Here is a 19,729-nt window from a genome sequence, read left to right as displayed (position 1 = left end):
GGCCCCGCCTCGATACGAATAGGAATCACAATGGCAGACATCAAGATCAGCCCTGATGAGATTCGCGACGCCCTCAAAGACTTCGTCTCGGCGTACGAGCCCTCGCAGACGTCCACCACCGAGGTCGGCCACGTCATCGACGCCGCCGACGGCATCGCCCACGTCGAGGGTCTCCCCGGCGTCATGGCCAACGAGCTCATCCGCTTCGCCGACGGCACCCTGGGCCTCGCCCAGAACCTCGACGAAGACGAGATCGGTGTCATCGTCCTCGGCGAGTTCTCCGGCATCGACGAGGGCCTCGAGGTCACCCGCACCGGCGAGGTCCTCTCGGTCCCCGTCGGCGACGGCTACCTCGGCCGCGTCGTCGACCCGCTCGGCAACCCGATCGACGGCCTCGGCGAGGTCGCCAGCTCCGGTCGCCGCGCCCTCGAGCTCCAGGCTCCCGGCGTCATGCAGCGCAAGTCGGTCCACGAGCCCATGCAGACCGGCATCAAGGCGATCGACGCCATGATCCCCGTCGGCCGCGGCCAGCGTCAGCTGATCATCGGCGACCGCCAGACCGGCAAGACGGCCATCGCGATCGACACGATCATCAACCAGAAGGCCAACTGGGAGTCGGGCGACACCAACAAGCAGGTGCGCTGCATCTACGTCGCCATCGGCCAGAAGGGCTCGACCATCGCCTCGGTGAAGGGCGCGCTCGAAGACGCTGGCGCCATGGAGTACACGACCATCGTCGCGTCCCCCGCCTCCGACCCCGCGGGCTTCAAGTACCTCGCCCCCTATACCGGCTCGGCCATCGGCCAGCACTGGATGTACGAGGGCAAGCACGTCCTGATCATCTTCGACGACCTGTCGAAGCAGGCCGAGGCCTACCGTGCCGTCTCCCTGCTGCTGCGCCGCCCGCCGGGGCGCGAGGCCTACCCGGGCGACGTCTTCTACCTGCACTCGCGTCTGCTCGAGCGCTGCGCGAAGCTGTCCGACGAGCTCGGCGCCGGCTCGATGACGGGTCTGCCCATCATCGAGACCAAGGCGAACGACGTCTCGGCGTACATCCCGACCAACGTGATCTCGATCACCGACGGCCAGATCTTCCTGCAGTCCGACCTCTTCAACGCCAACCAGCGTCCCGCGGTCGACGTCGGCATCTCGGTGTCGCGCGTCGGTGGCGACGCCCAGGTCAAGTCGATCAAGAAGGTCTCCGGCACGCTGAAGCTCGAGCTGGCCCAGTACCGCTCGCTCGAGGCGTTCGCGATGTTCGCGTCCGACCTCGACCAGGCCAGCCGCCGTCAGCTCGCTCGCGGCGCCCGCCTCACCGAGCTCCTCAAGCAGCCGCAGTACACCCCGTTCCCCGTCGAGAAGCAGGTCGTCTCGATCTGGGCCGGCACGAACGGCAAGCTCGACGAGGTCCCGGTTCCCGACATCCTGCGCTTCGAGGCAGAGCTCCACGACTACCTGTCGCGCAACGGCGAGGTCCTCACGAAGCTCCGCGACTCGAACGTGCTCTCCGACGACATCGTCGCCGAGCTCGACTCGTCCATCGACGCGTTCAAGCAGGAGTTCCAGACGGGCGAGGGCAAGCCGCTGGCCTCCGTCGGCCGCGAGGAGTTCACCGCCACCGACGCCGACGACGTCAACCAGGAGAAGATCGTCAAGTCGCGCTAGCCCTCCCGGGCTCAGCCGACTTCGTCGATCCTCTTCCGCACAGACAACAACAGGAGACACATGGGAGCGCAACTTCGGGTCTACCGACAGCGCATTCGCTCTGCCCAGACGACCAAGAAGGTCACCCGGGCCATGGAGCTCATCTCGGCCTCGCGCATCCAGAAGGCGCAGGCCCGGATGACCGCGTCTGGTCCGTACTCGCGGGCCGTGACGCGGGCCGTGTCGGCCGTGGCGACGTTCTCGAACGTCGACCACGTCCTCACCACGGAGCCGGAGTCGATCGATCGCGCCGCGATCGTCCTCTTCACCTCCGACCGCGGCCTCAACGGCGCCTTCTCGTCGAACGTCCTCAAGGCGGGCGAAGAGCTGGCGACGCTCCTGCGGAGCCAGGGCAAGGAGGTGGTGTACTACCTCGTCGGTCGCAAGGCGGCGAGCTACTTCACCTTCCGCCAGCGCGCTTCGGAGCAGATCTGGACGGGCAACACCGACCAGCCCGAGTTCGGCACCGCCAAGGAGATCGGCGACGCCGTCGTCTCGAAGTTCCTCACCGACTCGAACGAGGGGGGAGTCGACGAGATCCACGTCGTCTACAACCGCTTCGTGAGCATGGTCACCCAGGTGCCCGAGGTCGTGCGGCTCCTGCCGCTCGAGGTCGTCGAGGGGATCGAGGAGCCCGACGAGAACGCGATCCTGCCTCTCTACGAGTTCGAGCCCGATGCCGGAGACGTCCTCGATGCGCTCCTGCCCGTCTACATCGAGAGCCGCCTGTTCAACGCCATGCTGCAGTCGGCCGCCTCCGAGCACGCCGCCCGTCAGAAGGCCATGAAGTCGGCCAGCGACAACGCCGACACCCTGATCCGCGACTACACGCGTCTCGCGAACAACGCGCGCCAGTCCGAGATCACCCAGCAGATTTCCGAGATCGTGGGCGGCGCCGACGCGCTGAGCTCGTCGAAGAAGTCCTGAGTCTTTGAACATCAGTAAAGAGAGAGAAGCCAATGACTGACACCGCTACCGCGCCAGTCGCTGTAGAGCCGGCTCCCGGCGTCGGGCGCATCGCTCGCGTCACGGGTCCCGTGGTCGACATCGAGTTCCCCCACGACGCCATCCCCGGCGTCTACAACGCCCTCAAGACGAGCATCCAGATCGGCGACCAGAGCGTCGACCTCGTCCTCGAGGTCGCTCAGCACCTCGGCGACGACCTCGTCCGCGCCATCGCCCTGAAGCCGACCGACGGTCTCGTCCGCGGCCAGGAGGTCACCGACACCGGCGCACCGATCTCGGTCCCGGTCGGCGACGTCACCAAGGGCAAGGTCTTCAACGTCACGGGCGACGTCCTCAACGGCGAGCCCGGCGAGAAGATCGAGATCACCGAGCGCTGGCCGATCCACCGCCAGCCGCCGGCCTTCGACCAGCTCGAGTCGAAGACGCAGCTCTTCGAGACCGGCATCAAGGTCATCGACCTCCTCACCCCGTACGTGCAGGGCGGCAAGATCGGCCTGTTCGGCGGTGCGGGCGTCGGCAAGACCGTCCTCATCCAGGAGATGATCCAGCGCGTCGCGCAGGACCACGGCGGTGTCTCGGTGTTCGCCGGTGTCGGTGAGCGCACGCGCGAGGGCAACGACCTCATCATGGAGATGGAGGAGGCGGGCGTCTTCGACAAGACCGCCCTCGTCTTCGGCCAGATGGACGAGCCGCCGGGGACGCGCCTCCGGGTGGCTCTGTCGGCGCTGACGATGGCGGAGTACTTCCGCGACGTGCAGAAGCAGGACGTCCTGCTCTTCATCGACAACATCTTCCGCTTCACGCAGGCCGGCTCCGAGGTCTCCACGCTGCTGGGGCGCATGCCCTCCGCCGTGGGCTACCAGCCGAACCTCGCCGACGAGATGGGCATCCTCCAGGAGCGCATCACGTCGACCCGCGGGCACTCGATCACGTCGCTGCAGGCCATCTACGTGCCCGCTGACGACTACACCGACCCGGCCCCGGCCACGACGTTCGCGCACCTCGACGCCACGACCGAGCTCTCCCGCGAGATCGCGTCGCAGGGTCTCTACCCCGCGGTCGACCCGCTGACCTCGACGAGCCGCATCCTCGACCCGCGCTACCTGGGCGAGGACCACTACAACACGGCGATCCGCGTCAAGGCGATCCTCCAGAAGAACAAGGAGCTCCAGGAGATCATCGCCATCCTCGGTGTCGACGAGCTCTCCGAAGAGGACAAGATCACCGTCGCCCGCGCGCGTCGCATCCAGCAGTTCCTCTCGCAGAACACCTACATGGCGAAGAAGTTCACCGGCGTCGAGGGCTCGACCGTTCCGCTGAAAGACACCATCGAGTCGTTCACGGCCATCGCCGACGGCGAGTTCGACCACGTCGCCACGCAGGCCTTCTTCAACGTCGGCTCCATCTCCGACGTCGAAGAGAAGTGGGCTCAGATCCAGAAGGAGAACGGCTGATCATGGCTGCTCTCACGGTCAACGTCGTCTCGGCCGACCAGCAGGTCTGGACGGGCGAGGCGGCGCAGGTCACCGCTCGCACCACCGAGGGCGAGATCGGCATCCTGCCCGGGCACGAGCCCGTGCTGGCGATCCTCGCCTCCGGTCAGGTGCGCGTGCGTCAGAGCGATGGCACGACCGTCGAGGCGACGGCCGAAGACGGCTTCCTCTCGGTCGAGAACGACACGGTCACCATCGTGTCGCGGAACGCCGCCCTGGCCTGATCCGGCACCTCCCTGCTCTACCCGACCGCCCGCATCCTGCGCTCACCGCCCAGGATCGCGGGCGGTCTTCTCTCTCTCCGCGGGCCCCGCGGAGCCGACGGAGTCCTGCCATGCTGTTCCTCCTGCCGCCCTCCGAGACGAAGCGCGACGGCGGCGACGACGGGTCGTCTCTCGACCTCGCCTCGCTGTCGTTCCCGTCGCTCGACCGGTCGCGCCGCCGGGTCGCCGCCGCTCTGGTGCGCCTGAGTCGCGACGTCGACGCGTCGATGGCCGCCCTCCGGCTCGGGCCGCGCCTCCGCTCCGAGGTCGACCGCAACCGGGCGCTCCGGACGTCGCCCACGCTGTCGGCACTCCAGCGCTACACCGGCGTCGCCTTCGATCCGATCCGGGCCTCCGAGCTCTCGGAGGACGAGGCGTCGTGGGCGGGTGCTCACCTCGCGATCCACTCCGCTCTCTTCGGGATCGTCGGGGCAGCGGACAGGATCCCGGCCTACCGGCTGTCGCACGACTCCCGTCTGCCCGACCTGCCGCTGAAGGCGGTGTGGCCGAGGCCGATCAGCCGCGCGCTGAGCGACCGCGGGGCGATCGTCGACCTGCGGAGCGAGGGGTACGTGGAGCTCGGCCCAGCACCGGCCGGCAGTGCCTACGTCCGGGTCGTCTCGGACGACGGCGGACGCCGACGCGCTCTCAACCACTTCAACAAGAAGACGAAGGGCGTGATCGTGGCCCGACTGCTCGCTGCCCGCCCGGAGCTGTCGACGGTCGACGACTTCGTCGTCTGGGCTCGGGCGGAGGGCATGATGGTCGAGCCCGAGGGCACGGAGCTCGTCGTCGTCTCCGAGAGCGTCCTCGACCTCACTCACTGAAGTCGATACCCTCGTGCCGGAGGAGCCACCTCTTGGTCGCGACGCCGTCGCCCGGGCTGTAGCCGGTGATGCGCCGCGCTGCGCCGAGGACGCGGTGGCAGGGCACGAGGAGGGCGATCCGGTTGGCCCGGATGGCGCCGCCCACGGCTCTCGCACCGAGAGACCTGCCCGTGAGGTCGGCGAGCTCGCCGTAGCTGGTCGCGATGCCCCAGGGCACCTCGGCGAGGCGCGCCCACACCGCGTCTTGGAACGGGGTGCCGGCCATCGCCAGCGGCAGCTCGAATCGGCGTCGGCGGTGGCGGAAGTAGTCGTCGAGCTGCCGCCGCGCCTCGTCGTGCAGCGGCGTCGGGCTCTCGGGCTGCTCGTCGCCTGGCAGGCGGCCGCGGCGCTCGATGTCGAGCCGGACGATGCGGTCGGCGCGCGTCTCGATCTCGAGGCGGCCGATCGGCGAGTCGTAGCGGGCGATGCCCGATCCCGGAGGGGAGACGACGGGCGTTGGCGACACCGTCGTGGTGGACGAGACCGTGGTCGTCGACGAGACGGTGGTGGTGGGGACCGGCGTGAGTGTCATGCGGCGAAGATAGGCGGGCCGGAGCGGCCTCGGGCGTCCCGGCGGGGGACCGGTGGAGAACTGCCCCGGCGCACCGGCCTGGGGAGGACAGGCGCGCGCACCCTGCTTGGTAGCGTGGACGTCAGTCGTCGCGCGGGTCGGCAGCGAGAGAGGTGCGAGCATGGCAGGGTCTCCTCCCCGGTACCACCGCGTGGGTCTCGGTACGAGCATCCTGAGTCTCGAGGTCCCTCTCGTCATCGGCCGCCGACCCACGGCGCCCCGCGTCGTCACAGGCGTCCCGCCTCGGCTCACGGTCGTCTCGTCGCCGCGAGCAGAGGTCTCAGCGACCCACGTCGAGATCCGCCAGGAGGGGAGCGCCGTCGTCGTCACCGACCTCCGGTCGACGAACGGCACTCGCGTGACCATTCCGGGGCGACAACCTGTGTCTCTTCGGCAAGGCGAGTCGATCGTCGTGCTCGCGGGCACGATAGTTGACATAGGCGACGGCAACCGTCTCGAGATCCTGCCCTTTTCGCGCATCACTCCCCAGGAAGAACCACTCCCGTGACCCAGATCGGCCGTGCGACGACCGCGCACACCATCACCCTCGGCGACGGCTCCGTCGTCAGCCTCGACTGGGCGGGCGTCACCGACGTCGGCCTGCGGCGGGCGCACAACGAGGACAGCTTCGTGGCCCGGTCTCCGCTCTTCGTCGTCGCCGACGGGATGGGCGGCCACAGCGCGGGCGATGTCGCCAGCGACGCGGTCGTCACGCGGCTCGACGAGGCCGCCACCGGCGAGTTCTTCGACACGGACGCTCTCGAGGAGGCGCTCCGCGAGGCCACCGACGACATCGAGGTCGCCGCGGTCGGGACGGAGCTCGGGGTCGGCACCACGGTGACCGGGGCGATCCTGACCAAGGAGGGCGAGACGCCCTACTTCACCATCTTCAACGTGGGCGACTCGCGCGTCTACATGCTCGACTCGGGCGTCCTCCGGCAGGTCACGGTCGACCACTCGGTCGTCCAGGAGATGGTCCAGGCCGGCATGCTCCACCCGGACGACGCCGAGAACCACCCCGACAGCAACGTCATCACGAAGGCGATCGGATTCGGTGCCGAGCCGAGCCCGGACTACTGGCGCGTGCCGGCCCGACCGGGCCTCCGTCTGCTCGTGTGCTCGGACGGTCTTACGAAGGAGATGAACGCGCGCGCCATCGCGACGCTCCTCGCGGCGAACGCCGACACCGAGGCTGCTGCGACGGCACTCGTGACGGCGGCGGTGGCGGCCGGCGGCCGCGACAACGTGACGGCCGTCGTCGTGGACGTCCGCGGCTCGTCGGAGCCCGTCGATGTCGAGGAGACGCTGCCGACCGGCCCCACGGCGCGCGGCTGAGAGCTCGTCCCGGCGGCCGTCCAGGCGCTCGGCCCCGCAGCTTTCCACAGGCCGGGAGGCGTCTCTCCGCCCCCCGAAATGGGGGACCCCGAGTTGTCCCCATTCCGGCCCTCCGCCAAGTCGGGCCAGGGGGGTCTCCGCTTACAATGACACCGATCGGCAAATCAACGGAAGCGCCGAAGACGCTCCCGACAACGGCTTCTGAGGGGGCGACATGGCACGACGCCTGCCGTCGCAACCCCCGGTGCTGCCCGGGTTCTCGCACCTGAACGTGCTCGGATCGGGCGGCTTCGCCGACGTCTTCCTGTACGAGCAGAACATGCCCCGTCGGCAGGTCGCCGTCAAGGTGATGCTCAGCGAGGTCGTCAACGACCAGGTCCGGCAGATGTTCCAGGCCGAGGCGAACCTGATGGCGCAGCTGAGCGCGCACCCTTCGATCCTGACCGTCTACCAGGCCAGCGTCTCCGCCGACGGCCGGCCCTACCTGGTCATGGAGCTCTGCTCGGCCTCGCTCAGCGAGAGGTACCGGCGCGAGCGCATCCCGGTCGCCGACGTGCTCCGCATCGGCGTCAAGATCGGCAGCGCCATCGAGACGGCGCACCGCCAGGGCGTGCTCCACCGCGACATCAAGCCGTCGAACATCCTGACGACCGCGTACGGCCACCCGGTGCTGTCCGACTTCGGCATCGCCGCGACCCTCGGCGAGAGCGAGCCGAGCGAGGTCGTGGGCCTCTCCATCCCGTGGTCGGCGCCCGAGGTGCTCCGCGACGACACCTCCGGCACCGTCGCGAGCGAGGTCTGGTCGCTCGGCGCCACCGTGTACTCGCTCCTGGCCGGCCGCAGCCCCTTCGAGGTGCTCGGCGGCCCGAACACCTCGAACGACCTGATGACCAGGATCGAGAAGGGCAGGCTGCAGCCCATCGGCCGCACCGACGTGCCCCCGGGGCTCGAGGCCACCCTGGCGCGGTCCATGTCGCGTCGGGCCGACGACCGTCACGAGAGCGTGCTCGAGCTGGTCCGCGAGCTCCAGCAGGCCGAGTCCGAGCTGGGCGTCGCGCAGACCCCGATCGAGGTCGCGGTCGACGACTGGGCCCTCGCCACGGTCGCCGACCTCGAAGACCGCACCAGGATCCGGGGCGCCGAGGGTCTCCCCGTCGGCGGAGCGAACCGCCGCCGCCGCCGCCGTCCCGCGGGCGGAGCGCTGACGAGCACGCCGCTCGCCGCCCAGGTGCGCAACAGCAACGCGATCCCTCGCTCGACCGGCACCCGGCCGGAGGCCCGCGGCCCCAAGAAGGTGCAGTACCTCGCCTGGGCGCTCATCGCGGCGACTGTCGTCGTCCTCGCGCTCGGCGGCATCGCGACGCTGTTCCTCGTCCGGGCCACCTCGAACGACATCCCGCGGGTCAGCAACGTCCAGGCCGTCACGACGGGCTCGTCGGTCCGGTTCAGCTGGAACGACCCAGGCATCCGCTCGGGCGACACCTACGTCGTCACCTCCGGCACCGACTCCAGCACGCAGACGTCGACGAGCTTCCTGGCTCCGGCGGGCACCGGCCAGCAGGTCTGCATCACCGTCGCGGTCAACCGCTCGGGCAAGACGGGGCCGGTGAGCGCCGAGAAGTGCGCCTCGGCCAAGGCGGCCCGGTGACCCGGTTCCTCCGCTGGCTCCTCGCCCACCGCTCGCTGGCGGCGACCGGGCTCAGCGCCCTCGTCATCGCTGTCGTGGTCGCCGCGATCGGGCTCACCAGCTCGGGCTACCAGGCGCAGCGGCTCGACCTCGACGACGGCACCGTCTGGGTCGCCAACGACTCCCTCACGGCGATCGGGCGCGCCAACCCGGCGGTCCTCGAGCTCAACTCGGCGGTCCGGAGCACGGGCGCCGACCTCTCCGTCGTGCAGGATGCCGCCCACGTGCTGCTGCTCGACCGGAGCAACGCCACCGTCGGTGTCGTCGACACGGCCACGGCGGCCGTGGCGCAGACCGTGCCGCTTCCGCCGAACGACCCCGACGTGCTCCTCGCAGGCGACACGGCGGTCGTCGTCTCGGGCAAGACGGGCGAGTTCTGGAGCTCGTCCGTGGGCGCGCTCGACGGCTTCGACGCCTCCTCCCAGGCCGAGCTGAGCCTCGGCGCCGACGTGACCACGGGGCTGACCCCCTCCGGCACGCTCGTCGCCTACTCCGCCGACAGCGGCGAGGTGACCAGGGTCGACGACGTGGCGCAGTTCGGCGTGACGTCCACCGAGCGCCTCAAGCTGCCCAAGGCCGACACGTTCCAGGTGGCGACCGTCGGCTCGCACTGGGCCGTCCTCGACACCCGCAGCGGGCTCCTCGTGGTCGACGGGCACCGCGTCGACCTCTCGGGGCAGACGCGGGGGCGCCTGGCCCTGCAGCAGTCGTCCGACCAGGGCTCGTCGGTGATGGTCGCCTCGTCGTCCGGGCTCCTGTCCGTGTCGTTCGGCGGCGCCGTCACCGAGCGCGTGCAGGGGCGCGACGGCACTGCCGCCCGGCCCACGACGGTCGGCGCCTGCGGGTACGCGGCTTGGGCCGACGGCACCGCGTGGAGCGACTGCGCCTCCGGCGACCGGCTGACGAGGCTCCCGTCGATGCCCGCGTCGGCCGAGCTGACCTTCGCGGTCAACCGGTCTCACGTCGTCCTGAACGACGTCTCGGGCGGCAAGACCTGGGCGGTCCAGCGGGGCGGCCAGCTCATCGACAACTGGAGCGACCTCATCACCGATGAGAAGACGCCGCAGGAGGAGCCGACCAAGACGAACGACGAGCCGCAGAAGCTCGAGGTGCAGCAGAAGCCGCCGGTCGCCGTCGACGACGTGATGGGGGCGAGGCCCGGCCGCGCCACGATCCTGCCGGTCCTCCTCAACGACTACGACCCGAACGGCGACCCGATCGTCATCACGAAGGTGACCGGGCTCGCTGCCGGTGCCGGTCGTGTCGACGTCGTGCAGAACCGGCAGCAGCTCCTGCTCACGCTGGGGGCCACGGCGTCGGGCGCGATCGTGTTCGAGTACTCGATCTCCGACGGCCGGGGCGGGACCGCGACCGCGAAGGTGACCGTCTCGGTGCGTCAGCCGGGTGCGAACAGCCCGCCTCAGCAGGTCCGGGCCCAGCGCGCCGTCGTCTCATCGTCCGGACGCGTGACGGTGGACACACTCGGCGCGTGGGTCGACCCCGACGGCGATCCCTTCTACCTGACCGGGGCGTCCGGAGCGGACGGCGGCACGGTCACCTACAAGCCCACCGGCGAGGTGGTCTACCAGGACAGCGGCAAGGGGCCGTCCACCCAGGAGATCGTCCTGACGGTCTCTGACGGGACCGCCGTGGGGCGCGGCATCCTGACGATCACCGTCGACGCGGGCGGCGACGTGCCGCTCAAGGCCGACTCGTTCCCGGTCGAGGCCTACCAGGGCGAGGTGACGACCATCAGTCCGCTGCAGTACGCCTCCGGCGGCACGGGCGCGATCAAGCTCAACAGCGTCCCGGCGAAGCAGGGGGCGACGATCACGCCGAACTACGCCGCCGGGAGCTTCACGTTCCAGAGCTCGACCGTGGGGCCGCACTTCCTCGAGTACACGGTGACCGACGGCGACAAGACCGCGACGGGGACGATCCGCGTCGACGTGCAGGCCGCGCCCGAGCCCAACACGGCTCCGATCACGACGCCCAAGACGGTGTTCGTGCAGAGTCTCAGCACGCAGACCGTCGACATCACGGCCAACGCCTTCGACCCGGCGGGCAACGTCCTGATGGTGACGTCGACGAGCGCCCTCGACCCCGCGAGCGGCGTCCAGGTGCAGACCGTCGAGCAGCGCTACCTCCGGATCACGCTGACGGCGCCGCTCGACGACGGGCCCGTCTCGTTCACCTACACCGTCACCAACGGCCTCGCCTCCGCGCAGGGGTCGGTGACCGTCGTCCAGATCCCGAGGCCCGCGCGCCTCCAGCCCCCGATCGCCACGAACGACCAGGTGACGGCGCGGGTCGGCGACGCGATCGACATCGACGTCCTCGCGAACGACTCGCAGCCCGACGGCGAGGACATCACGCTCGAGCCGACCCTGGTGAAGAACGTCTCCTCCGGAGGCGGGCTCCTCTTCGTCTCCGGATCGCAGCTGCGGTACCTCGCCCCGAAGACCCCCGGCAACTTCACGGCGGAGTACGCCATCGAGGGCCCCGACGGTCAGCGGGCGACCGCGCAGGTCAGCATCTCGGTCCGCGAGGCCGACTCGGCCACCGACAACCCGCCGGTACCGCAGACCCTCACCGCGCGCGTGGTGGCCGGGCAGAGCGTCCGCGTCCAGGTGCCGCTCGACGACATCGACCCCGACGGCGACTCGGTGCAACTGCTCGGCGTCGACTCCAACCCGGAGAAGGGCAACGTCACCCGGGTCGGCACCACCTACATCGACTACGAAGCAGGCAGCTACTCGGCCGGCACCGACACCTTCACGTACACGGTCGTCGACGGCCTGGGCGCCCGCGCGACCGGGACCGTCAGGATCGGCATCGCCGCCCGCGCCGAGGGGTCGCGGAACCCGATCGCCGTGGCCGACTCCGTGACGATGCGGCCCGGCGGCAGCATCCTCGTGCGCGTCCTCGCCAACGACTCCGACCCCGACGGCGGCGCCCTCCGGGTGACCGCGGTGAAGCCGAACGACCGTGACGTCACGGCTCAGATCCTCGCCGACGGGGTGGTGCGCGTCACCCCGCCGAAGCGCTCGAAGACCTACGGCCTCGTCTACACGATCAGCAACGCCGTCGGCGGCAGCAGCTCGAACTTCATCACCGTGAAGGTCGATCCGAAGGCCGAGCTCAACTACCCCGAGGCCTCCGACAGCACGCTCACCCTGACCGACGTCCTCGGTCGCAAGACGGTCGACGTCAACGTCCTCGCCAACGTCTTCTACCCCGACGGCGACGTGTCGACCCTGGGCCTCGGCGTGCAGCCGGGCTACGAGAAGTCGGCCGTGGTCACGAGCAGGCACCGGATCCGGGTCACGATCACCGACTCCAGCCAGATCATCCCGTTCTACGTGTCCCACCCCGACGACCCGTCGATCCGGGCCTACGCCTTCATCCGCGTCCCCGGCTTCGACGACGCCCTCCCGCAGATCAAAGAGGGCGCCCCGGCCCTGACCGTGGCCAGCGAGAAGCCGCTGACCATCGACCTCAACAAGTACGTCGTCTCGACCGGGGCCGACGGCGTCCGACTGACCGACAGCGGCACGGTCCGCGCGACCCACGCCGACGGGTCCGATCTCGTCGTCGACGCGACGACGCTCCGCTTCACCTCGGCAGCCGCCTTCTACGGCCAGGCCTCGATCTCGTTCCAGGTGACCGACGGGACCTCGGCGACCGATCCGAAGGGCCACACCGCCACCCTCGTCCTGCCGATCACCGTCACGGCGCGAGCCAATCAGCCGCCGATCTTCAACGGCACGGCCCTCGATCTGGAGCCGGGCGACACCCGGACCCTCGACCTCACCCGCCTGACGACGTACAACTACCCGGCCGATGTCGGGCAGCTCCGCTACGCGATCTCCACCCCCGACACGTCGGGGTTCACCGCCCAGGTCTCCGGCCAGAAGCTCACCGTCCACGCGAACACCGACGCCGCGAAGAACGCGACCGCCACGATCGGTCTGACCGTGCGCGACGCGACCTCGCCTCCGCAGTCGGGCAGGATCACGCTCTCCGTCGTGGGGTCGACGCGGCCCCTGGCCATCGCGGCGGCCGACTCCGCCGTGACGCGCCGCGGCACCACGACGACGGTGAACGTGCTGGCGAACGACGAGGCCACCAATCCGTTCCCCGGGCAGCCGCTCCGGGTCGTGGCGATCCGCGGTCTCGGGGGAGCCTCACTACCGGCCGGCGTCTCGGTCACGCCGAGCGCCGACAAGAGCCGGCTGTCGGTCCGCGTCGCGGCGTCGGCGAAGCCCGTCGACACGCACCTGCAGTACCAGATCGCCGACGTCACCGACGATCCCTCGCGCTACGTCTGGGGAGACGTCACGATCTCGGTGCAGGACGTCCCTGCGGCACCGGCCGCCCCCATCCGGTCGGGCACGTTCGTCGGCGGCCAGCTGACCCTGGCGTACCAGGCGCCGGTCGCCAACAACTCGCCGATCACCTCGTACCGTCTCACCGGCACGTCGAGCGCGGGCTCGTACACGAGAGACTGCGGAACGTCGACCGTCTGCACCCTCACCGACCTCGACCCGGGCGCTCAATACCGCTTCACCGTCCAGGCGGTCAATGCCGTCGGCGCCTCGGCGTCGAGCCCGGCGAGCATCCCCTACAGCGCCGACTTCGTGCCTGCCGCACCCACCGGCGTCGCCCTCACGCCCTCGACGACCTCGCCGAACACGCTCGTCGTCAGCTGGAACGCCGTCCCGAAGCCCGCTCGCGGCACGGCCGTCACCGGCTATGTCGTCGAGATGGCAGGATCGGGCGCCCCCGGCACGCAGAGCGTCTCCGGGACGAGCGTCACCGTCGGCGGCCTCACCGCCGGAGGCCAGTACTCGGCGCAGGTCTACGCGGTCAACTCCGCGCAGGTCTCGAGCACGGCCGACTGGGCTCGAAGCGCCTCGGCGTCGGGCACGGCCGTCGGGACGCCGTCCGGGGTCTCCGTCACGGCGTCGCTGGTCGGCTCGAGCGGCAACGTCCAGGTGACGCACACCGCGAGCGATCCTGCCGGTGCGCCCTCCGTCTCGTACACGGTCGCCCGACTCGACGGAGCCGGCGCCTCGTCGCCCGCCTGCTCGCCGACGTCGAAGCCCGACGCGATCGATCTCGATCCCAATGGAGTTGATCTTCACGCCCAGGACGGCCGCTCGTACACGTACTTCGTCTACGCCGACAACGGCCTCTTCTGCACGACGTCGAAGTCCGACGGCATCCAGGTGCTGAAGGCGCCGGGCCAGGCGACGGCGAGCGTCAGCATCGTGCAGTCCGACGACTTCCACCACGACGTGAAGGTCGGCGCGCTCTCGGTCGCGAACGGCACGGCTCAGGCGTACGAGTTCAAGGTCGCGGGCGGCGCCTGGCAGCCCGTGAAGTCGGGCGACCTCCTCACGAGCGCGCAGAACGCGGCCGTCTACGGCTCCCAGCAGACCTACTCCTTCCGCGGGTGCCGCGACACGAGCGACTCCTTCTGCGGGCCAGCCCTCACGCTCGACCCGGTCACGCCCGTCGACACCGATGCCGGGGCCCAGTACAAAGACCAGCCGGACGACGGCACCGCGCTCCAGCGCACCGGGACGTGGACGTTCACGCTGCCCCAGGGCTCGGGCTACACCGGCGTCGCCTACCAGTGCGGCGACGGAGAGCTCACCACGACGCCGGCCTCCTCGTGCACGGCGACGGGCCCCAACCTGGTCGACGGGCCGAGGCTGCTGATCCGGGTCACCGCGAATGGCGGGCAGACTTACGAGACGACCTACACGCCGTCGCTGCTCGGCAACTGAGCAGCCGACCGCCCCCGCCCCCTCGACCGACCAGCCGCACCCACTCAGAGAGACGCCACGACAATGAGCATGACGCCCGAGCAGGCCACCTGGTTCGCCGACATCTTCGCGCGCCTGGTCGGCAACGTCGATCGGATCCTGCTCGGCAAGTCGTTCGTCATCAAGCTCTCGTTCACCGCGCTGCTCAGCGAGGGCCACCTGCTCCTCGAGGACTTCCCGGGCACCGGCAAGACCTCGCTCGCCCGCGCCCTCGCGCAGACGGTCCAGGGGCGGAGCAGCCGCATCCAGTTCACCCCCGACCTCCTCCCCGGCGACATCACGGGCGTCAGCATCTACGACCAGAAGTCGGCCGAGTTCGAGTTCCACCCGGGGCCGGTCTTCGCGAACATCGTCCTCGCCGACGAGATCAACCGGGCGAGCCCGAAGACGCAGTCGGCGCTCCTCGAGGTCATGGAGGAGTCCCGGGTCACCGTCGACGGCGTGAGCCACCCGGTCGACGCGCCGTTCATGGTGATCGCGACGCAGAACCCGATCGAGCAGGCGGGCACGTACCGGCTGCCCGAGGCCCAGCTCGACCGGTTCCTGATGAAGACCTCGATCGGCTACCCCGACCACGCTGCGACCCTCCGCATCCTCGAGGGCTCTGCGACGAGGGTGCACGAGGGCTCCCTCACGCCGATCGTCGAGGCCGGCGTCGTCACCGAGATGTCGCGTCTCGCCCGGACGGTCCACGTCGACCCCGTCGTGGCCGACTACGTCGCCCGGATCGTCGAGGCGACCCGGACGGCTCCGGAGGTCCGGCTCGGCGTGAGCGTTCGCGGGGCGCTCGCCCTGGTCCGCGTCGCCAAGACCTACGCCGCCTCGACCGGCCGCCACTACGTCACCCCCGACGACGTCAAGCTGCTCGCCGAGCCGGTCCTCGCGCACCGCATCGTCCTCGACCCCGAGGCGGAGTTCGACGGGGTCACTCCGTCGAGCATCGTGAGCCAGCTGCTCATCGAGATCGCGCCCCCTGCGGAACGGGTGTCGGCGTGATCCTGCGCGTCCCCGGCCCCTCCCGCCTCAGGGCGCCCCGGCGTCCGAGATGAGATCGCCGACCCCGCCTCCTTCGAAGCAGACGCCGAAGCAGACGCCGACGCCGACCGCGACTCCGACCGCGCAGGACGAGAAGACCCGCGGCTCCCGGGGTCGCGCGGCCGCAACCGGTCGCACCCAGACCCGCCCGAGCGCGCGAGGCGCGGCGTCGCGGGAGTCGAGCCCCGTCGTCGCTCGCGGTGCCACGTCCCGGACCGCCGGGCGCGTGCGGGGCGCGACGACGGACGCCCAGTACGGCACCGGCACCGAGGGGCTCACCAACGCCCGCACCAGGATCGTCGGTGACCGGACCGGGTTCACGGCCGACCTGGTCATCGTCCTGGTCCGCACCTGGCGGTCGCTCAGGCGGATCGTCGGGCGTGCTGTCCGAGCCGCCTCCAGTGTCATCACCAGCGTCGGCTGGGTGCTGCTGGTCCTCGCGCCGGCGAGCCTCGTGGCCGGGTACCTGCTGGGCTGGGTCGAACTCGTCGCGGTCGGCTTCGCCGTCGTCGTCCTGCTCTGCCTGGCGGCGCTCTACGCGGTCGGACGCAGCGCCTTCACCATCGATCTCGACCTCCCGCACCGTCGCGTTGCGGTCGGCGAGTCGGCCGTCGGCCGGGTGACGGTGTCGAATCCGACCAGGCGCCGCATCCTCGGCGTCACCGTCGAGATCCCGGTCGGCCAGGGGCTGGCCGAGATCAGCCTGCCCGGTCTCCGCGGGGGCGACTCCATCGACGACTCCTTCGCCGTCCCGACCGACCGGCGCGGCGTGGTCCCGGTGGGTCCGGTCCGGACCGTCCGCGGCGACCCGATCGGCCTGGTGCGCCGCGAGCTCGAGTGGACCGACGTCGTCGAGCTCTTCGTGCACCCGCGCACCATCGGGATCCCGTCCACCAGCACCGGGCTCATCCGCGACCTCGAGGGCAATCCGACCCGCGACCTGTCCTCGAGCGACATCTCGTTCCACGCGCTCCGGCAGTACGTGCCGGGCGACGAGCGCCGTCACATCCACTGGAAGTCGTCGGCCCGCGCGGGGGAGTACCTCGTGAGGCAGTTCGAGGAGACCCGCCGCAGCCACATCGTCATCGCGCTGAGCCTCGCGAACGCCGACTTCGCGACGGAGGACGAGTTCGAGCTCGCGGTGAGCGTCGCCGCCTCGCTCGGGGTCCGCGCGATCCGCGACGCCCGTGAGGTCTCCGTGGTCGTCAGCGAGAGCACCCCCGCCTTCGCCAAGCGCAAGACGCTCGCGGTCAAGTCGCTCAGCACCATCAGCCGCGTGAGGCTCCTCGACGAGCTCGCCGTCGTCACCTACGACGAGTCGGCCCTCGGCATCACCGACGTCGCCCGCGTGACCGGCGAGCAGGTCTCCGGCATCTCGGTCGCCTTCCTCGTCGTCGGCTCGACCACGGGGATCACCCGCCTCCGCGCTGCGGCAGCAGCGTTCCCCCCGGGCGTCGAGGCGGTCGCCATCGTGTGCGACCCCGACACCGTGCCCGGCATGCGGCGCGTCGCCGACATGACGATCCTGACCGTCGGCTATCTGGAAGACCTGCAGAAGTCGCTGGCGAAATCGGTGTCGTCGTGACGGCGCTCGGGCAGGCTCCGCGCTCGGTCCAGGGCGCTCCGCGGCAGGCGCTCCGGCCGCGGTCGTCTCGGAGCCGCATCCGGGTGCCGTTCGCCCTGGCGCAGTCGGGCGCGTTCTTCGTCCTCATGGCGCTCGGTGCCGTGCCCTTCTGGCCCGTCTACCGGAGCACCGCGTTCCTCGTCCTGATCGCGGCGACCGTCGTGATCGGATCGGCCATCGCCCTGGCCGGGGTGTTCCTGCGGTTGTCGAGCTTCTGGATCCTGCTGCTCACCGTCGTCGCCTTCGCCCTGTTCGGCACCGCACTCGCCGTGCCCAGCCAGGCGCTCTACGGGGTGCTGCCGACGCTCGACGGCCTCCGCGAGCTCGTCGGCGGGGTGGCGCTCGGCTGGAAGCAGCTGTTGACGATCACCCTGCCCGTCGGGGCCTATCAGGCGCTGCTCGTGCCCGCCTTCGTCCTCGTGCTGGTCGGCACGGTCGTCGGGCTCAGCACGGCCCTCCGCAGTCGGCGCGCCGAGCTCGCCCTCGTGCCGCCGGTCGTCCTCTTCGTCGCGGGCATCGTCTTCGGCCCGGCCGAGGCGGCGCTGCCGATCGTCGCCGGGCTCCTGCTCCTGGCGGGGAGCGTGCTCTGGATCGTGTGGTGGCGCCTCCGGCGGCGCAGGATCGCGATCGACCGCCTCCTGAGATTGACGCGCGGCACCGGAGCGGTCGCCGCCGGCACGCACCGCTCCGGCAATCGCGCCGTCGCCGTCCGGGCCGTCGCCGGCTCCCTGGCCACCCTCCTCGTCGCGGCGGCGTTCTCGGCCGTGGCGACGACGGTCCTGGCCCCGGGCGCGCACCGCTGGGTGGCCCGCGACGCGATCGTGAAGCCGTTCGATCCGCGCGACTACGTCAGCCCGCTCAGCGGCTTCCGCGCCTACGAGCAGAGCCCCGCCGTCGATCGCGCGCAGCTCACGGTCACCGGCCTCCCGACGGGCGACCTCCTCCGCATCGCGACGCTCGACACCTACGACGGGGTCGACTTCACCGTCGGCAGCGATCGCGTGTCGGAGGCCTCCGGCACCTTCACCCGGGTGCCGACCTCCTACGACCAGTCGAAGGTCCGGGGCACGCAGACCAGTGTCGACGTGAGCGTCGACGGTTACTCCGGGGTGTGGCTGCCGACCGTCGGGAAGCTCGAGACCGTCGACTTCTCCGGGGCCGACGCGTCGACCTACCGCGACTCGTTCTTCTACAACGACACGACCGGCACGGCGGCCGTCGTCGGCGGTGTCGGCCGCGGCGTCTCGTACCGACTGCAGGCCGTCGAGCCCAGGCAGCCGACGAGGTCCGAGCTGGCCGGGCTCACCCCCGGCACGGCATCGGTGCCGACCCCGTCGAACATCCCCGCCGCCCTCCGATCGACGCTCGAGGGCTACGTCGACGGCGTCAGCGGTCAGGGCGCGCGCCTCCAGGCGGCGCTGGCGGGGATGCGGGCCCAGGGCTACGTGAGCCACGGTGTCGGAGACGACGAGCCGGTCAGCCGCTCGGGCCACGGCGCCGACCGTCTGACCCAGCTCTTCACCGACAAGCTCATGGTCGGCGACGCCGAGCAGTACGCGGCCGCCGGCGCGCTGATGGCCGATCAGCTCGGCTTCCCTTCGCGCGTCGTCCTCGGCTTCCGGTCGGACGACTCGACAGGATCGACCACGACGTTCCGCGGTTCCGACATCACGGCGATGATCGAGGTCGACACCGCGCAGTTCGGCTGGGTCACGCTCGATCCGAACCCGACACCGCGCAAGATCCCCGATGTCACGAAGAACGACGAGAACACGGTCTCCCGCCCGCAGTCGGTGATCCAGCCGCCGCCGCAGGAGACCGACCCGAGGAACGACCAGAGCCAGCCGCAGAGTCAGCAGGACAACGCGCCCGACTCGCCCGCCTGGATCGCAGTCCTGGTCGCCGCAGCGAGGATCGCCGGCTGGGTCGCCCTCGTCGCCGGCATCGTCATGGCGCCGTTCCTCGCGATCGTCGCCCTGAAGATCCGGCGCAGGATCCGTCGCCGCCGGGCTCGAGACGCCAGCCGCAGGATGACCGGCGGCTGGGACGAGTTCCGCGACAGCGTGCTCGACCACGGCATCGACACCCCGGAGACGGCGACCCGGACCGAGGTCGCAGCTGCCGTCGGCGGCTCCCGCGCCGGTGTCCTCGCGCGCGTCGTCGACCGGAGCGTCTTCGCCCCGGAGTCGACGGATCCGGGCGACGCCGACCGGGTGTGGAAGGCCGTCGGCGAGATGCGGAGCCAGCTCGATCGAGGCCTGACGCGCTGGCAGCGGTTCAAGGCGCAGGTCTCGACCCGTTCCCTCCGTGGATACCATGGCCGGAAGCCCCCCAAGCGTTAGAGGACCACC

Annotated in this window: 13 protein-coding genes; 12 read left to right on the top strand and 1 reads right to left on the bottom strand. The window is 70.6% G+C overall.

Annotation, left to right across the window (positions count from 1 at the left end; translation table 11 throughout):
- The first annotated feature begins 30 nt into the window (after positions 1-30).
- The 5 genes from atpA (at position 31) to ABD733_RS03320 (ending at position 5,253) form a co-directional block, all read left to right on the top strand.
- Positions 31-1,665 (top strand): F0F1 ATP synthase subunit alpha, encoded by a 1,635-nt coding sequence (gene atpA / locus ABD733_RS03340; RefSeq protein WP_344793612.1) that lies wholly within the window; start codon positions 31-33, stop codon positions 1,663-1,665.
- A 60-nt stretch (positions 1,666-1,725) separates the two neighbouring features.
- Entirely contained in the window at positions 1,726-2,631 is a 906-nt protein-coding gene (locus ABD733_RS03335) for a F0F1 ATP synthase subunit gamma (RefSeq protein ID WP_344793611.1), read from the top strand.
- Positions 2,632-2,663: 32 nt separating this feature from the next.
- Complete coding sequence (gene atpD, locus ABD733_RS03330) at positions 2,664-4,124, top strand: F0F1 ATP synthase subunit beta (RefSeq protein ID WP_344793610.1); 1,461 nt, start codon at positions 2,664-2,666, stop codon at positions 4,122-4,124.
- A 2-nt stretch (positions 4,125-4,126) separates the two neighbouring features.
- Complete coding sequence (locus ABD733_RS03325) at positions 4,127-4,387, top strand: F0F1 ATP synthase subunit epsilon (protein WP_344793609.1); 261 nt, start codon at positions 4,127-4,129, stop codon at positions 4,385-4,387.
- A 110-nt stretch (positions 4,388-4,497) separates the two neighbouring features.
- Complete coding sequence (locus ABD733_RS03320) at positions 4,498-5,253, top strand: YaaA family protein (RefSeq protein WP_344793608.1); 756 nt, start codon at positions 4,498-4,500, stop codon at positions 5,251-5,253.
- On the opposite strand, the gene ABD733_RS03315 is transcribed toward ABD733_RS03320, so the two are convergent.
- On the bottom strand, positions 5,243-5,824 hold the full coding sequence (locus tag ABD733_RS03315; protein ID WP_344793607.1) for a methylated-DNA--[protein]-cysteine S-methyltransferase: 582 nt from the start codon (positions 5,822-5,824) through the stop codon (positions 5,243-5,245). The two genes, ABD733_RS03320 and ABD733_RS03315, sit on opposite strands and share 11 nt — an antisense overlap.
- A gap of 160 nt (positions 5,825-5,984) precedes the next feature.
- Here ABD733_RS03315 and ABD733_RS03310 point away from each other — a divergent pair, with 160 nt between their 5' ends.
- The 7 genes from ABD733_RS03310 (at position 5,985) to ABD733_RS03280 (ending at position 19,720) form a co-directional block, all read left to right on the top strand.
- Positions 5,985-6,371, top strand: coding sequence for an FHA domain-containing protein (locus tag ABD733_RS03310; protein ID WP_344793606.1), 387 nt, complete (start codon positions 5,985-5,987; stop codon positions 6,369-6,371).
- Positions 6,368-7,198 carry a PP2C family protein-serine/threonine phosphatase gene (locus ABD733_RS03305; protein WP_344793605.1) on the top strand — a complete coding sequence of 277 codons (831 nt, stop codon included), beginning with the start codon at positions 6,368-6,370 and terminating at the stop codon, positions 7,196-7,198. Before ABD733_RS03310 ends, ABD733_RS03305 begins: the two co-directional genes overlap by 4 nt.
- Positions 7,199-7,412: 214 nt before the next feature.
- Positions 7,413-8,846 carry a serine/threonine-protein kinase gene (locus ABD733_RS03300; protein ID WP_344793604.1) on the top strand — a complete coding sequence of 478 codons (1,434 nt, stop codon included), beginning with the start codon at positions 7,413-7,415 and terminating at the stop codon, positions 8,844-8,846.
- Positions 8,843-14,680 carry an Ig-like domain-containing protein gene (locus ABD733_RS03295; protein WP_344793603.1) on the top strand — a complete coding sequence of 1,946 codons (5,838 nt, stop codon included), beginning with the start codon at positions 8,843-8,845 and terminating at the stop codon, positions 14,678-14,680. Before ABD733_RS03300 ends, ABD733_RS03295 begins: the two co-directional genes overlap by 4 nt.
- A gap of 63 nt (positions 14,681-14,743) precedes the next feature.
- Complete coding sequence (locus tag ABD733_RS03290; RefSeq protein WP_344793602.1) at positions 14,744-15,715, top strand: AAA family ATPase; 972 nt, start codon at positions 14,744-14,746, stop codon at positions 15,713-15,715.
- Positions 15,716-15,764: 49 nt separating this feature from the next.
- A complete protein-coding gene (locus ABD733_RS03285; RefSeq protein WP_344793601.1) occupies positions 15,765-17,339 on the top strand; it encodes a DUF58 domain-containing protein in 1,575 nt (524 codons plus the stop codon).
- Positions 17,336-19,720, top strand: coding sequence for a transglutaminase TgpA family protein (locus ABD733_RS03280; RefSeq protein WP_344793600.1), 2,385 nt, complete (start codon positions 17,336-17,338; stop codon positions 19,718-19,720). Before ABD733_RS03285 ends, ABD733_RS03280 begins: the two co-directional genes overlap by 4 nt.
- Positions 19,721-19,729 lie beyond the last annotated feature (9 nt).

This window comes from Frondihabitans peucedani, assembly GCF_039537585.1.
Classification (GTDB): Bacteria; Actinomycetota; Actinomycetes; order Actinomycetales; family Microbacteriaceae; genus Frondihabitans; species Frondihabitans peucedani.
This window is presented reverse-complemented; position numbering and strand designations above follow the sequence as displayed.

What these genes read in the sequence shown, in the direction of transcription:
- ABD733_RS03300 (WP_344793604.1), top strand. Translation starts at nt 7,413, where the DNA reads ATGGCACGACGCCTGCCGTCGCAACCCCCGGTGCTGCCCGGGTTCTCG.
- ABD733_RS03315 (WP_344793607.1), bottom strand. Translation starts at nt 5,824, where the DNA reads ATGACACTCACGCCGGTCCCCACCACCACCGTCTCGTCGACGACCACG.
- atpD (WP_344793610.1), top strand. Translation starts at nt 2,664, where the DNA reads ATGACTGACACCGCTACCGCGCCAGTCGCTGTAGAGCCGGCTCCCGGC.
- ABD733_RS03310 (WP_344793606.1), top strand. Translation starts at nt 5,985, where the DNA reads ATGGCAGGGTCTCCTCCCCGGTACCACCGCGTGGGTCTCGGTACGAGC.
- ABD733_RS03290 (WP_344793602.1), top strand. Translation starts at nt 14,744, where the DNA reads ATGAGCATGACGCCCGAGCAGGCCACCTGGTTCGCCGACATCTTCGCG.
- ABD733_RS03320 (WP_344793608.1), top strand. Translation starts at nt 4,498, where the DNA reads ATGCTGTTCCTCCTGCCGCCCTCCGAGACGAAGCGCGACGGCGGCGAC.
- ABD733_RS03335 (WP_344793611.1), top strand. Translation starts at nt 1,726, where the DNA reads ATGGGAGCGCAACTTCGGGTCTACCGACAGCGCATTCGCTCTGCCCAG.
- ABD733_RS03285 (WP_344793601.1), top strand. Translation starts at nt 15,765, where the DNA reads ATGAGATCGCCGACCCCGCCTCCTTCGAAGCAGACGCCGAAGCAGACG.
- ABD733_RS03325 (WP_344793609.1), top strand. Translation starts at nt 4,127, where the DNA reads ATGGCTGCTCTCACGGTCAACGTCGTCTCGGCCGACCAGCAGGTCTGG.
- atpA (WP_344793612.1), top strand. Translation starts at nt 31, where the DNA reads ATGGCAGACATCAAGATCAGCCCTGATGAGATTCGCGACGCCCTCAAA.